Source organism: Erysipelotrichaceae bacterium 66202529, from assembly GCA_017161075.1.
GTDB lineage: Bacteria > Bacillota_I > Bacilli_A > Erysipelotrichales > Erysipelotrichaceae > Clostridium_AQ.
Map to the genome: position 1 here is coordinate 436009 of CP046174.1, position 14720 is coordinate 450728.

Below are 14720 nucleotides of genomic sequence, written 5' to 3' on the forward strand. Positions count from 1 at the left end.
ATATTTTGTGAATTATCATATAATTATCACATGAAGATTTACGGATGAATTTGGGGGAAATACGTACAGGGGTGATGCTTCATGATGGATACAGGTAAATTAACAATTCTTTTTATTGATGTAAAGCAGGAGATGGAGCAGCTGATTCTGAACTGTCTTGCATCCGGCAGTGGCTACACGGTGACCAGCAGCAGTATGGAATTTCTACAGAAGAAGCCTTCCATACCACAGGTAAAAGAATTTGATTATATTGTCCTCCATGCTTTTGATATTCAGGATGTGAATAATAAGGTCATGACACTGTTTTCCTGCTTCAGAAAAGCGAAGACGATATTGCTTTGTGAAAACAGTGAGGATTTCTTTTCTCTGCAAAGCTACTCCTGGTTCTTCGCAATACGATGCTCCAAGCTTACACAGGACTGTAAATCTCTGCAAGAAAAACTAAAGTACTTGTATGGGAAGGATGAATGCTATTATTTCCAGCATTCTGATACGATGCGGAAGCTGCGTATACAGGAAATTTATTATATCGAATGCAATAAAAACTATTTGTATATCAATGGTAAGCAGGATTGCTGGAAGGATCGGGCTACTATAAAATATGCACAGGACTCATTATCCGGTTATGGCTGCCTGCTGATTAATCGCGGTGTTATTGTTAATCCAGTATATATTGAAAGTATCCATGGCAATGAGATTATCATGCAAAATCAAAGGATTCTATATATCAGCAGAGCTAGAAAACAGGAAGTATATCAGAAATGCCAGGAACTTTTACATGTGTGAAATAAGGAATTAACCAGATTTATGAAATATTGTATATATGTGCTTTCCTGAGAGAAGGGAGGATCAAATAATGGAACAGCTGTATAAAACAGAAGCAAATCAGAAGCGTGTAACTAAACAATCAGTATTTGTTCACCATAATTCAGATTATCCTTTACGTTTGGGGGCAAAAGCATTCGCCTATGGAAATGATATATATTTGGGGAAAGGAGCGGAGTCATCTTATTTGCATGAGCTTGGTCATGTTATCCAGCAGCAAAATAATGAAGTAAAGCCACAAAAATACATACATAATATTCCTGTGAATATGAATTCTGATTAGAAAAGCAGGCAGATGAAAATAGAGAGCTAAATTGTACACAAAAAGAAATTCTTCATCCTGTTCTTCAATTTGATTTAGTGTTCACAAAAGAAAAGTTAGAACAAAAATGGAATGATGAAAAGATAATTATATATATAAAGGAATTAAATGATTTGATAAGTAAATGTCTGACAGACATAGTAAAAGTTAATAAAGCAACTGCAAATGAATACTTTTCTATTGTGATTGATATTTTGAAAAGCGCCAGAACAATCTTACCAGAATCTGCAGTAAGTACAGGAAATAGTAGAGATAGAATTATAATGAAACAAAAAAAACTATGCATTATTTTTAAGACGAAATTTAATTCATACTTAGGAGAAGCATTGAATGAAATGCGATACGATGTTGCGACAGATGTGAATTTCGGTAAAACGGGAGAAACTACAATGGATCCAAATATTTTACAACTGTCTACAGTATCACTAGAAGATATTCGATATGTTATACAACTGACTGCTAAAAAAGACATGACCAGATTTGAAAGTTCATTACAGCTATTAAAAAAATGTTGTCAAAAGGAAAATGTAAAAAAGGCCATATTTGGATGTAATCTAAATGTTACAAATTTTTTAATTACATATGATTCGGATCATGATGATATACAGACAACACGACCAATTGTACTTGCATTTCTTCGAAGACTAGAGCTTACTGCACAATTTATCGATCAGGTGTATGAGGAACTTGAGAGAAAATTCTGGATAATACCAAGCGGTTCAGATCCTCATGAAGGAGGAAAACAGGCTCTGTTTCTTGAAAATAAAGAAACGAAACAACAGATTGTTTACAAGAGACGTTCTCTTAGTCCAGATAATGTTTTGACAGGAAGTGATGGTATACTTGGTACTGTAGCGATTAAAAGAGATTTTATACATCCAGCTATGCGTTTACCTACTATGCTAATAAACCCTGAGGAAAATACAGAAATGGTAGTTTCTCTTCCAAAGGAAGCAACAAAAGCAGTCACAAGAGAGCAGGCTTTAAAAATATTTTATCAATTGGGAATGATGGATGTTCTAACTACATTGATGGGAATCGGAGATTTACATACGGATAATATTATTATCACGGATAAAGGTCCTCTTATCATTGATGCGGAAGTCTCTTTTATTGATTATTCAAATAATTATATACAGAGTAGTGTAGGGCCATTAAAAAGATATTGGTCAAGTGACCAATTTTCTCTTGCTTCCTCTGTATTCTTTATAAGAGATATATGCGGAATCCGAATGTCATGGGAAGCCTATGCTGATTCAGACTCACCATACCAACAGGAGTTTTTTACAGGAAGAAAAGAAACTATTGCATATCTACAGACAGGGGATGCTTTTAACCAATTGATGCACACATGTAAATCTAATTTGTGGAAAATACAAACTGTGTGAATTGTACCTATAGCAACACCTACGTTAGCAACTTATCTAACTGTTTTTTTAAAAAAGGATACGGCTAAAGATCGTGTTAATTTCGTAACCAATATTGTATACCCAAAATTACAAGCTGCAATTTTGAATGGTGACTTTATATTCAATCATAAGGATTTTAAGATTATCATAGAAAATAGCGGAACATCAGCTGTGGAGGCACTAATATCGGCATTCCGTGATGGAACAATTCCAGCCTTCGAATATAATCTTCGAAGCGGAGATATTACATTAGATTCCAAAAAAATTGCGAGTGTTTCAACGAAACAGACTCGCTCAAATGGACTTTATGGCTTATATTTTTATCGATTTCGCCAAAATGCAGAGCGAATTTTAAAAACATTGTAACTTACCATTCATCCCTGTACATTACCATTCGTCCCAAATGTAGGAATATTTAATTCAATTCTGCTAAAATAAAGGAAAAGAAATACTTTATTACAATATGGGCGGTGATACAGTATGCAAAAACAGAGAAACAGGTATTATCATGGAAAAATGCTGCGCAGCGAGGACTTTATATGTGAGCAGCGTTATTTGCTGGATCAGATAAAGGAGCGTACACACCTCATGCTTGGGGAAGGCATTTTATATGGCCTTCATATATCCAGGCAATCAAAGGAAGCCTTACAGATCAGTGCGGGAAGTGCTGTTGATGCGAAAGGTAATTATATACATTTGGAACAGAATTTGACTATCATGCTGGAAGAGCTGTCCGGCTTTTCCCGGCTCAATGCAAATGCCGGATGGATCACATTGCATTATAAGGAAGCGGCGATAGATAAAGAGTTTGTTGAATTTCCAAGTGCAGACCAGCATGAGGAATATGGAAAATGGGAGGATGGATACGAGCTTCGTATTCAAAAGCTTCGGCTGCCGGATTATCTGGAAGAGGAATTGTTTCAGGAACAGGTGGTTTATGAGGATAGCTACCGCAAACTGTATCTGCATATTCCCCGCATTCTGCCGCAAGCAGGGGATGTTCAGCTTCCGCTTTTTATAGAACAGAAACAGGAAACAGCCGTTGAATTGTCAATGACCCTTCGTTCTCCACTGTATCATATACAGAGCATTGAACTTTCTACAAAACAAAAACAAACAAAGTGCTCCATGGTGATACCCTTAAAACGTAATGAACAAGCCGGAGGCCATTATGCGATGTTTCATATCGATCAGCTGAAGCTGGAGAACCGTCTGGTCTCCCCTTCATGTGCATCCTTTGAAATAGAAATAGCTGAGCATATAGAGCAGGCTGTGACGACCCGATTCCTGAAAAAGCCGTTCGTATTTCAGAAAGAGCTGGTGCTTGGCTATGTAGACTTTTGTTTTCAAAAGGATCATCTGGAAATTCAAAGGGTGGAAGAAACAGGACGGTTGGAATGCCAAAGGCCGCAATTGGATATGGTTGTAAATGAATTTCAGCGAAAACTTCATTGGAGCCCGCCTGAACAGCATGACAAGTATTTTGCGGAATCTCCACAGACTAAGGAAGCCTGCGGTATTCTGAGTTTTCAATGTGACAGCCTGCATCCGGTTTTTTACAGTGATGAAATCAGCCATGGTCTTGGCCCCGGGGAAGTGCAGCTTCAGCTATCTCTGGAGCTGCATGAGAATGCGGATGCACAAGAATACCAAAGACAAGTAATCAGCGGGGACAGCTCGCTGTTTCAAAAAGAGGATATCCGCTGGGCCGTACGCAGTTATCCCTGGACAGGTTGCTTTCAGGCTGCTGTAGCCGTACCCGAGGATTGCTTTGAACAGAAGCTGTGTTTACACTGGTATGCGAAGGCCTGGGATATGAAACAAAATGAGGAAAAGGAAAACCGTCTGCTTCGTTTGGAGCCTTCCACACTCACCTGTAAACCTCAGGATATTTGTCATTTCACAGCGGTATTTGAAAAAGAGGATGACAGCAAAGAAGTACGTTATTCACTGGATGAACGCAGTGGTGGAGAATTGCAGGAGGATGGAACCTTTATTGCCGGTCATACGTGTGGTCTTTATCAAATTCGTGCGTACTATCATGATCAGCAGGTCAATGCCTATGTAAAGGTGATGGATGGACATGAGTGAGTTGCATCTTGAACACTGGAAGCACATGGGTGTCCTGTATAAAAATCCATCCTGTACCTGTCATTTATACGAATATGACACTCACACATACCGTGTGTTTTGTATTACACAGGAACAATTACAAAGATCACTGATTTCTTTATGTATGGACAATGATCTTCCTTATAGCTTCTATCTGGGCAGCTTCTGTCTGATTCAGCCATACGTTGAAGCGGTTCCGCTATCCACATGGCTTCAGGAATCCCATACCATACAGGAGCGTATTAGCCTATGCCGCAATCTTGTATTTGCGTGTATGCGCACTCATTGGCCGGAACGCCTTTTGGATCTGACGCTGGATATCTACAGCATCGGTGTTACCTCAATGCTGGATATCGAATTATTTCTGAATCCCAACTTTTCACATCTGCAGCATCCACTACATACAACAGCAATCTGTACAACCTCACAGCTGCTTGTAAATATCCTGTCACAGGGGAAAGAAACCCGTCACATGCGATGCTATCAGTGTCCGGATAAGTATTTGAAGTTTGTGGAAAAGGTGGAGCATAGAGATTATCATGACTATGCACAGTTGATGAATGATCTCTATGATATGGAAGACGCTTTTATTCGGAAAACATATAACTGGACCCTATTCATTCGCATCGGCAGTATCGTTTTGGCCGGTATTGGTATTCTGGTATTGTGCGGCATCGGCATATATAAATATATGGAATGGAGCGAGCGAACCTATGACGGTTTACAGCGCATTGGGGAAGAACGTATGGATCCATGAAAAGAAAACATTCCAGTGAAGATTACGTACGCTTCTTTCATATATATATTGACCGCAGGGTATTTATGCTTCTGTTACTGCTTGTTCTCTGTATTCCGATTTTTTTCTTTCGCAGAGATTTGCAGCAGCTCTTAAATCGCATCACCAATCAGAATATGGAGGCTGCCACCTTTTCCTATAACGATTTGAATCTGGCAAAATACCAGGGTAATGTGAAAATCCTGAATCAGGAAGGAAAGCTTACCTATGAGGGCATGTTTTCCAATGGGGCATGCAATGGCAAGGGAACCTTATATGATGAACACGGACACAAAATCTATACCGGTGAATTTGTGGATAATGTTATGGAGGATAAAAGCGGTACCCTGTATTTTGACAAAGGAGACATGCGCAAATATGTCGGAGAGGTGCATAACAACCGTGCGGATGGAGATGGAACGGCCTATCGCAAAGTCGATGAAAGATATGCTTTACTATATGAAGGCTCCTTTGTAGATGGTGAATTTGAAGGGAAGGGGATTTATTACGATGAGCATGGAAACATTGACTATGAAGGGGAATTTCTTGACAATATGCGGCATGGACAGGGGATTCTGTATGAGGAAGGTGCCTATACCCGCAAGGTGTATCAGGGAGAATTTGCCTTTGGAAAGCCGCAGGGTACCGGTACGCTGTTTGATACCTTCGGCAAGGCTTACTATACCGGTGCCATGCATGAAGGGCATATCAACTTCACATCCTTTCTGCCATCCACACTAGAAGATGTACAAACAAGCTTTCTATTGCCGTATCAGATTTATGTTTATGAAAATACAACGGCAATCGTATACAAAACAGATTTGTTATCCCTGGCTTTTTTTACCAAATATCCATTAAAGCTGGATAAAGGCGAGAAAGAATGGAAGCTGAAGGATAAGCAGGAGCCTAAGGATATCGTAATTTCCTCCATCATGATGGTGGATAACAATATTGATGATCCTAATACTGGAACGGACTCGGATAAAATTGAAGCCTCATGGCAGAAAAAATATCATTCGCATACACAAGAGCTTCTGATGGATGCCTACGATGTAATAGCACTACGGCTTACGGAAAATAAACAATTTAAAGAATATCGCAAATGTACAAGCCTTGTAGATCACGGTAATAATATAGAAGAATTGCAATACCATTTCCAGCTTGATCTTACAAGGCGTGTCCTCTATCCGGTAACGGAGCTGTCTATCGGCTATGGCTATCCGATATATGAGGATAAGCTGCTGTATACAATCATGCTAAAGGAGGATGAGGCAGCAAAGGAAGAAAGTGAGAAATTTGTGAAATGATCCATGAGGTATCTAAGACACTATGCGCACAGCTGATTGACCAGTTGTATCCGGATTATCTGCTGGACCGCGACGGCGTGCAGCTCTGCATTCCCAGACATGAGCATCAGGATGTACAGATCGGTATCTATCTGTATGATATCAGCGAATACTCCATAACCGCACAGCGCTATGCAAGTGTGGATGGAGATTCCCGTGTATTCCCCCCAAAACTGATGGAACTGAGCTACCTGATCTATGTGAATGAGGATGCACGCTTTGGCGGTTACAATAAGGAGCAGGAGGAGATCCTGTATGAGAAAATGATACAGATCTTCCATGATTTGTCTGTCTTGCAGGTAAAGAACTGTCAGCTTCCTCTGCAGTTTGTCAATATGGAGCTGGATTCGAAAATTCATATATGGGAAAGTCTTCATCAGCCTTTGCAGCCTGCATTGTATCTGCGAGTTGCACCGGTGGAGATAGCTTCTATGAAAAATGAAAAGGTCAATATTGTACGGCATGTGGATGTCAAGACAAAAAGTAAACACAAGGGAGGAGTTTAAATATGGGAGCGATTGTAACAACAGGAGCTATGATGAAATGCTCGTTTGGGGTGGCACCGTGTCCCTTTCAGGCATTGAGTAATACCAGTGTATTGGCAGGATTGCCTGTAGGTACCATGCAGGATATCAGTCTCGGCAGTATTCCAACATTCGGTATGTGTCAGAGCTTGGCGAATCCTATGGTAGCCAGTGCAACAGCTGCTGCACTGGGAGTGCTGACACCGATGCCCTGTATTCCTGTAATAGCTGGACCATGGATGATTACAGGACCCACTGTTCAGCTGAAAGGAAGCCCGGTATTAACAATGGATGCCAAGGCAATGTGTGCATATGGAGGTATCATCCAGTTCATATCCACACCGGCACAAAAGGTTACAGTGAAATAACTGTATATATGCAGTTGCAGAACGATTGTCTGGATGTAGAACGTATAGAAAAAAGGAGGAGTAACAATGGCAGAATATTTATCACCGGGAGTATACGTAGAGGAGTTTGACAGCGGGCCAAAAGCCATGGAGGGTGTTGGAACATCGACAGCAGGGTTTATCGGGCTTGCGAAGCGCGGCCCTGTTACCGGAAAGCCGGTGCTGATTACCGGACTTTCACAATTTCGCAGCGTGTTTGGAGGATATCTGGATGCCTCTGTGAAATACCGCCATTTAGCGTATGGAATTGATCAGTTTTTTACAAACGGCGGCAGCTGCTGCTATGTCATGCGTGTCGCAAGCAGTCAGGATACGGCTGCTGTTCTAAAGCTGGCACATGAAGGTGTCACTCTGCATCTGGAAGCAGGCAGTGTCGGCGCATGGGGAAATGAAATCCGCGTCTCCATGGAAAAACAGCGCCTGATCAAAACAAATATCCTGGAAGAAGCTAAGGATGAGGAACAGCGGATATTCCGTGTTAAGAGTATCAGCGGATATGAGGCTGGTGATCTAGTGGAGCTCGTATCCAATGAAGGAAAAGAATACAACCGTATTGTCAGTGTACGTGAGGGAGAGCTGGAGCTGGAACACAGCTTTACGATTCCATACGCAGATAACAATATGCTTCCTTCCATATTTCTACATCGAATCGGTTTTCTTATACAAGCAGAATGTGACGGTATCGTGGAAACCTATAATGTTTCACTGAACAGCGCAGCTACGGATTTTGTGAACCGCGTTATGGGAAAGGGAATCATATTGCACGCAGTATTCTCCATAGAAGAGGAATCCGTTGACAGGCTTTCCTCCTGGCTGACGCAGTTTGCATTAAACGACGCTGCTTATACCGGCTTTTTGAAGGATGGAAAAACCGTAATAGAAGAAGGTGCCGAGTTGTTTCTGGGGGAGGATAAAGGCCCAGGTAAGCGCAGCGGTTTGGAAGCCTTCAAAGAGGTGGATGATGTCAGTATTATGGCGATACCGGGTGTGACAATTCCGGAAGTGCAAAGTGCACTTGTCGCACATTGTGAAGGACTAACAAATCGTTTTGCCATTCTGGATATGCCTTCTGATACGCGCAGTGTGGATGAGATGCTGACCCATCGTTCCTATTTTGATTCCACCTATGCGGCCATCTATCATCCATGGCTGCAGATGTTTGATCCACTTATGAAAACAAACAGCTATTTTCCACCGAGTGCCTCCATGGCAGGTATTTATGCGCGTGTGGACAATATGCGCGGAGTGCATAAGGCTCCTGCAAATGAGGTTATCCGCAGCTGTACCGGGTTAAGTGTGAATTACAATGAGGTGGAGCAGGGAAAGGTGAATCCGAAGGGAATCAATCTGATTCGTTCCCTGCCTGGACAGGGAATCCGTGTCTGGGGTGCCAGAACGATGTCCTCTGATCCGTCATGGAAATATATCAATGTGCGCAGGCTTTTCATCTATGTAGAGGAAAGTATTCGTGCCAATACGAACTGGGCGGTATTCGAGCCGAATGATGCCAATCTCTGGATGCGTGTGGAAGGAACGATTCATATGTTCCTAAATACGCTGTGGAGAAGTGGTGCACTGGCTGGCTCCAGTGAGGATCAGGCATTCTTTATCAACATTGGCCCATCGACTATGACACAGGATGATATTCTGAATGGCAGATTGATTTGTGTAATTGGTATTGCACCGGTACGTCCGGCAGAGTTCGTTATCTTCCGTATTACACAGAAGATGCAGGAACTGTCATAAATAAGGAGGAAGCACTATGGCTGTTGTATATCCATTTAAAAAATATAATTACAAGGTTACTGTGGGAAGTCTTGGAGACATGGGATTCTCCGAGATATCCGGTGGAGATATTTCCTATGAACCGATTGAGTATCGGGAAGGAAATTACGAATCCAGCTCTGTGATCAAACAGCAGGGCATTGTAAAATATGGCAACGTAACATTAAAATACGGATTGACTGCCAACAAGGCACTATATGACTGGCTGAACAGTACGCAAACCGCAACTGTGAAACAGGAGGATGTGGTAATTGAATTGCTGGGAGATGATCATAAAACGGTTCTTACCTCATGGACACTGCAGAAAGCAATTCCTATCAAGCTGGCACTTTCTGATTTCAGCGCCACCGGTAACGAGCTGGCTGTGGAATCCGTGGATATCGCTTGCGAAGCGATTATCAGAGGGTAGGTGAAAGAATATGCAGACAGAATACACATTTACGCTGCCCAAGGGATATCGTGATGCAGAAGGTGTGATACATAAAAACGGTACCATGCGACTTGCAACCGCAAGGGATGAGCTGGATGCTGTACGGGATTTTAGAACCCGCTCAGCCCCGGAGTACATGACGGTTGTTCTGCTTAGCAGAGTCATTACAAAGCTGGAGGGCTGTGATTGTGTCACTCCGGAAATGATTGCCGATATGTACACAGTAGATGCTAATTTTCTTCAAAATATGTATGAAACGATAAACAATAATGAGGATATGATCATTCACGTAACCTGCCCGCACTGCGGCAAGGAGTTTGATGAACCGATAAATTTTTCACAAAGGGATTGAGTCTGTACAGTCGCGATACGTTATATGAACAGATTTCATTCCTGGCTTATTACTTTCACTGGAGCTATGATGAGCTTCTGAATCTGCCGCATAAGGAACGCAACCGCTTCTGTGAAGAAGCCGGCAAAATCAACCGCAGAGCAAATGGAGAGTCTGAAAGTATATTCGACATATAATCGGAGGTGTGTATGAACAGAAAAGGAAAGGGATACCGAGCATATCCGGTATTTATAGCTTTATGACAATGGAATTACTGCATGCCTACCGTTTTGGTGTGACCATACAAAATACAACTATGGGATTTCAGGAGCTGAGCGGCATCGCCCGGGAAATTGAAGTGGAGACATACCAGGAAGGAGGACGGAATGATTCTGTTCTCCTTTTCCCTAAACGCACAACCTCACAGGGGACGATAACCCTGAAAAAGGGAGTTTACAGTGAACAGCAGCATCCGTTTTATCTGGTAGGCGAGCAGATTGACTCCATGGCGATTGAGGTATATGGAAATGATGGAAGGACGGTCATGAAAACCTATACATTAAAAAATCTTGTGGTAGCGAAATGGGAGGTGTCTGCTATGCAGGCACAGAGCAATGAAATCCTGATTGATACCTTTACACTGGCATATGGAGAGCTTTATGTTCTTTCATAACTGGAGGCAGAAGCGTAAACTGAAAAAATTCCGACCCATTGCAATACTATCGACGGATGCGTTCTACCGGCATGGCTTTCACCCGGTTCTTTTAAGACCGAAGACAGTTCTCAAAGAAATAAAAACCAGTGTTATACGAAAAGAGGAGCATACGCACCATATTCATCACAATATGACAATGCATGTGCATCAGGCGCAAACCTTTTTACAGCTGCAGCAGCAAAGCAATAGCAGTAGCCTTGTCATACAATCAAAAAGGATCATAAACAGAAGCTATCCGGGGAGCATCCTGCAGCTTCGTCTTGCCCGGTTTTCTGTAAAACAAATGGCAGAGCAGCGTTTGCTGGAAGAAAAAAATTATTATCAATACCATCCAGCCAAAGCCAGGGAGCTTGTCACAGGCTATTTACAACATACAGAAACAAAAAGCTATTTAAACGCGTACATGCAGAAGCATTTGTCCATCTATCCCCAAGGTGTACGACTGCACAAATCATCTTTGTTCACATCTGTTTCCTTGCAGACCTGGAGGCAGGTACTCCATCCTGTGGTACAAAAGCAAAGCAGAAAGCTGCTGTATCGGGAAAGGCAGCGACTGCAAAATCAGGTTATCCCAAAGGAGAATGAAGCAGAGAAAAAAGCAGAGACCAAGCAGCAGATAATGCCAGAAAGTCAAAGCATTGACATGAATGCTTTAATAAGAGCTGTTGTACGGGAAGTAGAGCGTAAATTAAAGCAGGAACGACTGCGTGAGGGAAGGAGATAGGTATATGCTGACAAAGGCAAAGCTATCTAATGTGGATGATAGTGGAAAACCGGGATCGGATGTGTTTTATGTACAGTTCAATCCGAATGAAATTTCAATCAGTGAAGCGGTTGCTTCCTTATACAGCATGGAAAATGGATCCAAGGATCCTAAGGTGAATCCTGTGGATACGAAGAAGGAAAAACAGGTACTGCATCTATCCACAACACTTTTCTATAATACCTATACCTCTATATCCCAAAGCAGCTATGAGGATATTCGCTCCTATATACGGAAGCTGTATCCGTATACTAACGTCGGTGTGGAAACCAAGGAGCAATTAAAGAAAATCTGCTTTACCTGGAGTTCCATCTGCGTTATCGGTATATTGGAAAAAATAGATGTCCGCTATACGATGTTTTCTCCTTCCGGCATTCCCGTACGCGGCGAGGTTTCTATATCCATAGCCGGAGAGTATTATGGGGAACAGCTACAAACAGTGAATCCCAGTGAACAATCGGAGCTGCGTGTGCATACCTCCTTTCTGGATGCTCTGCGCGATTATAAAGACAGTGAAAACTGGAAAAATCTTGCACAGCAAAATGATGTGAAGAAGGCAAGATTATGAAGCTGAGTGAAGCAAAAACTGCAAATGCAGGCTTTGAAAAGCTTACAGTAACCGTACACATTGATAAACAGCAGCTGTATCCGGGCTGTCTTACGTTAAAAGAATTGCATGTCGATACATCCTGTGAGCTAAAAACCAATACCGCAGAGCTTCTCTTTTGTGATATTACAGATACCGGTGCCGTGAAAGCTGTATTGCAAAGCGGCGCATGTATCACGATCGAGGCGGGCTATCAGAAAACGGAGGAGCTGCTCTTTCAGGGCTATGTTCATACGATTACGCTGCGGGAAAGCGGAAGCGGAAGTCTGCAGGAGCTGGAGCTGTATGCACAGGATGTCAAGGGCCTGATGATGCTGCATAAGCGATGTGCTGTTGAAAGTGGAAAAACGAAGAATGCCTTGCTTCAGGATATCCTGAACACAGCTCTGTATGCAGAATATACTGCCTCTGTGAGTATTATGCCACTGGCTGCGGCCGTGGATACCCTGTGGTCAGCCTATGGCTTTACAGATTATGATATCCTGCAAAGACTATGCTCACAGACCTTGAATACCTGCTATGTTCGTGGAGATACCCTGTGCTTTGAACCGCGTTTCACCGTACACAGAGAAACGATGGAGCTGGATGCTGCGCAGGAAGTATACCGGGTGGAATGCAGATATACCATACAGGATCTTATCGGGAATGTACAAACAGCAGCCTGTGACGGATTTACAGAAAAAAAGGCGGTGCAGGAAAGTATCGCGGCTTCAACCCTTCCCTATACCCAAAAGCTTTCCAATATTGTGAAGCATACCTCCACAAGCATAATGGATGATGGATTTCATGATATGGAAGAATTAAAGTATATGATAAGCGGAATCAAAAAAGAGGTGGAAAACAGTTATGCGAAATGTAACGGACAGTGTGTAGTCCTGCCCTGGCTGTTGTGTGGCTCCCAGCTGATTCTGCCAGAAACCGGCGACAGAGATAAAATACAGAGCTATGTCATACGCGTTATCCACCATATAGATCATGTCAGTGCCTATACCGAATGGGAGGCAGTTATACAGAAAGGATGATGAAAATGGATCTTATGCATATGGACGAACAGGGCAGCTTTCGCAATATGGTAATTGCGACGGTTGCCGGATATGGAAGTGAGGAAAAGAAAGCAACGCTGCAGGTGAAGCTTCCGTATATGGAGGATGGGAAGGATCTGCTGGAGGGGGTGGAGCTTCTTCTTCCCTATGGCGGTGCAGGCTTCGGTTTTTTATGCCGACCGGAAATCGGGGATCAGGTCATGGTGCTGTTTACCGGCGAGACAACACGCAGAGCAGTTGCCATCGGTTGTATAGCTGCGAATGACAGCTCTTTATGGAATGCCTGCAGTGAGAAAAATGAACAGAAGCAATGGCATATGAAAAATGGTATGCAGCTGTCCATATGGGATGAGCAGGATGCCTCAAAAATGGAGGTGACCTGCAAGGATACCTCACTGAAGCTGGATGAAAAGGAACAGCTCCTTTCTGTACAGCTAAAAGATAGCACACTGCATATAGACGGAAAAAACGGAAGCATTGCACTGGATGCGGAAAAGGAGTTGACCCTGCATTGTGGAAACAGCAGCATTACCATGAAAAAGGATGGAAGTATTACACTGGAAGGAAAGAATCTGCAGATAAAGGGACAGACACTGACAAGCGAAACGAAGATGGACACCAAATTCAGTGGACAGAAGCTGAAACTGGAGGCGAAGCTGGATGTAGCTGTTAAGGGGAATTCCGGTGTGAAAATTTCTGCCAGTGGTATTACAGAGGTACAGGGAGGACTTGTGAAGCTTGGATAAACATCGCAAAGCAGTGCTTTCCTTTCCCTTTCAGATTGATCCATGGACGCATCATGCAGCGCTGTGTGATGAGGCACAGCGTATACGAACCAGTGTTTTCCTGATATTGTCAACTCATGTAAAGGAGAGATGGATGCTTTCCTCCTTTGGCAGTCGCTTAAAGGATTATGTGTTTGAAAATCAAGGAGTTGAAACAGAGGATATGATACAGCGTGAGGTTATCGCATCCCTGCATACTTGGGAGCCGCGTATTGATGATATTCAGGTAAACTTTCAGCGGGAGGATGCAGTGCTGCTGCTTACGATTACCTACGTGTGCAGGCAAAACGGTCAGAGCGATTCTTTACAATACCCGTTACCGCTGGAGAATGAATAGGCATTTCACTTGCTGGATGCGAATGAAAGTATGTTGATCACAAGGATCGTAATATGAATTTCATTGTGGACGTAATGGCACAGCAGACAGCTTGTAAGAAACAATAGTATGTGTAGAGATAAGAAATGCAATAGGTAATTACAATACAAGAGTAATAGAACAGAGGACAGTAAGCATGAAATACCGTGTGTACAAGGTGATAAG

18 protein-coding genes are annotated in these 14720 nt (G+C 42.6%); all 18 read left to right on the forward strand.

All coding sequences use genetic code 11. The features are described from left to right. Nucleotides 1-81: 81 nt before the first annotated feature. The 18 genes from GKZ87_01980 (at nucleotide 82) to GKZ87_02065 (ending at nucleotide 14516) form a co-directional block, all read left to right on the forward strand. Nucleotides 82-786, forward strand: coding sequence for a LytTR family transcriptional regulator (locus tag GKZ87_01980; GenBank protein ID QSI24358.1), 705 nt, complete (start codon nucleotides 82-84; stop codon nucleotides 784-786). A gap of 37 nt (nucleotides 787-823) precedes the next feature. Then, a complete protein-coding gene (locus tag GKZ87_01985; protein QSI24359.1) occupies nucleotides 824-1108 on the forward strand; it encodes a DUF4157 domain-containing protein in 285 nt (94 codons plus the stop codon). 77 nt (nucleotides 1109-1185) lie between these two features. Next, complete coding sequence (locus GKZ87_01990) at nucleotides 1186-2535, forward strand: DUF4135 domain-containing protein (protein QSI24360.1); 1350 nt, start codon at nucleotides 1186-1188, stop codon at nucleotides 2533-2535. Between the two features lie 501 nt (nucleotides 2536-3036). Continuing rightward, complete coding sequence (locus tag GKZ87_01995) at nucleotides 3037-4647, forward strand: hypothetical protein (GenBank protein QSI24361.1); 1611 nt, start codon at nucleotides 3037-3039, stop codon at nucleotides 4645-4647. Next, entirely contained in the window at nucleotides 4640-5425 is a 786-nt protein-coding gene (locus GKZ87_02000; GenBank protein ID QSI24362.1) for a hypothetical protein, read from the forward strand. Before GKZ87_01995 ends, GKZ87_02000 begins: the two co-directional genes overlap by 8 nt. Beyond that, nucleotides 5422-6750 carry an MORN motif containing protein gene (locus tag GKZ87_02005; protein ID QSI24363.1) on the forward strand — a complete coding sequence of 443 codons (1329 nt, stop codon included), beginning with the start codon at nucleotides 5422-5424 and terminating at the stop codon, nucleotides 6748-6750. Before GKZ87_02000 ends, GKZ87_02005 begins: the two co-directional genes overlap by 4 nt. Beyond that, nucleotides 6747-7295: a DUF4255 domain-containing protein gene (locus tag GKZ87_02010; protein QSI24364.1), complete on the forward strand. Its 549-nt coding sequence runs from the start codon at nucleotides 6747-6749 to the stop codon at nucleotides 7293-7295. The genes GKZ87_02005 and GKZ87_02010 overlap by 4 nt, the downstream gene beginning before the upstream one ends. A 2-nt stretch (nucleotides 7296-7297) precedes the next feature. Then, nucleotides 7298-7681, forward strand: coding sequence for a DUF4280 domain-containing protein (locus GKZ87_02015; protein ID QSI24365.1), 384 nt, complete (start codon nucleotides 7298-7300; stop codon nucleotides 7679-7681). 66 nt (nucleotides 7682-7747) lie between these two features. Next, on the forward strand, nucleotides 7748-9466 hold the full coding sequence (locus GKZ87_02020) for a phage tail sheath family protein (GenBank protein ID QSI24366.1): 1719 nt from the start codon (nucleotides 7748-7750) through the stop codon (nucleotides 9464-9466). A 16-nt stretch (nucleotides 9467-9482) separates the two neighbouring features. Next, complete coding sequence (locus GKZ87_02025) at nucleotides 9483-9914, forward strand: phage tail protein (GenBank protein QSI24367.1); 432 nt, start codon at nucleotides 9483-9485, stop codon at nucleotides 9912-9914. Nucleotides 9915-9924: 10 nt separating this feature from the next. Then, entirely contained in the window at nucleotides 9925-10287 is a 363-nt protein-coding gene (locus GKZ87_02030; GenBank protein ID QSI24368.1) for a phage tail assembly protein, read from the forward strand. Continuing rightward, entirely contained in the window at nucleotides 10284-10463 is a 180-nt protein-coding gene (locus GKZ87_02035; protein ID QSI24369.1) for a hypothetical protein, read from the forward strand. The genes GKZ87_02030 and GKZ87_02035 overlap by 4 nt, the downstream gene beginning before the upstream one ends. A 62-nt stretch (nucleotides 10464-10525) precedes the next feature. Beyond that, nucleotides 10526-10939, forward strand: a complete 414-nt coding sequence (locus GKZ87_02040) for a phage tail protein (GenBank protein ID QSI24370.1) — start codon at nucleotides 10526-10528, stop codon at nucleotides 10937-10939. Beyond that, complete coding sequence (locus GKZ87_02045; protein QSI24371.1) at nucleotides 10926-11705, forward strand: hypothetical protein; 780 nt, start codon at nucleotides 10926-10928, stop codon at nucleotides 11703-11705. Before GKZ87_02040 ends, GKZ87_02045 begins: the two co-directional genes overlap by 14 nt. Before the next feature lie 4 nt (nucleotides 11706-11709). Beyond that, on the forward strand, nucleotides 11710-12312 hold the full coding sequence (locus tag GKZ87_02050; GenBank protein ID QSI24372.1) for a hypothetical protein: 603 nt from the start codon (nucleotides 11710-11712) through the stop codon (nucleotides 12310-12312). A gap of 809 nt (nucleotides 12313-13121) precedes the next feature. Further along, nucleotides 13122-13373 (forward strand): hypothetical protein, encoded by a 252-nt coding sequence (locus GKZ87_02055; GenBank protein QSI27852.1) that lies wholly within the window; start codon nucleotides 13122-13124, stop codon nucleotides 13371-13373. A gap of 5 nt (nucleotides 13374-13378) precedes the next feature. Then, nucleotides 13379-14140: a hypothetical protein gene (locus GKZ87_02060; GenBank protein ID QSI27853.1), complete on the forward strand. Its 762-nt coding sequence runs from the start codon at nucleotides 13379-13381 to the stop codon at nucleotides 14138-14140. 82 nt (nucleotides 14141-14222) lie between these two features. Further along, nucleotides 14223-14516, forward strand: coding sequence for a hypothetical protein (locus GKZ87_02065; GenBank protein QSI27854.1), 294 nt, complete (start codon nucleotides 14223-14225; stop codon nucleotides 14514-14516). The last annotated feature ends 204 nt before the right edge of the window (nucleotides 14517-14720 follow it).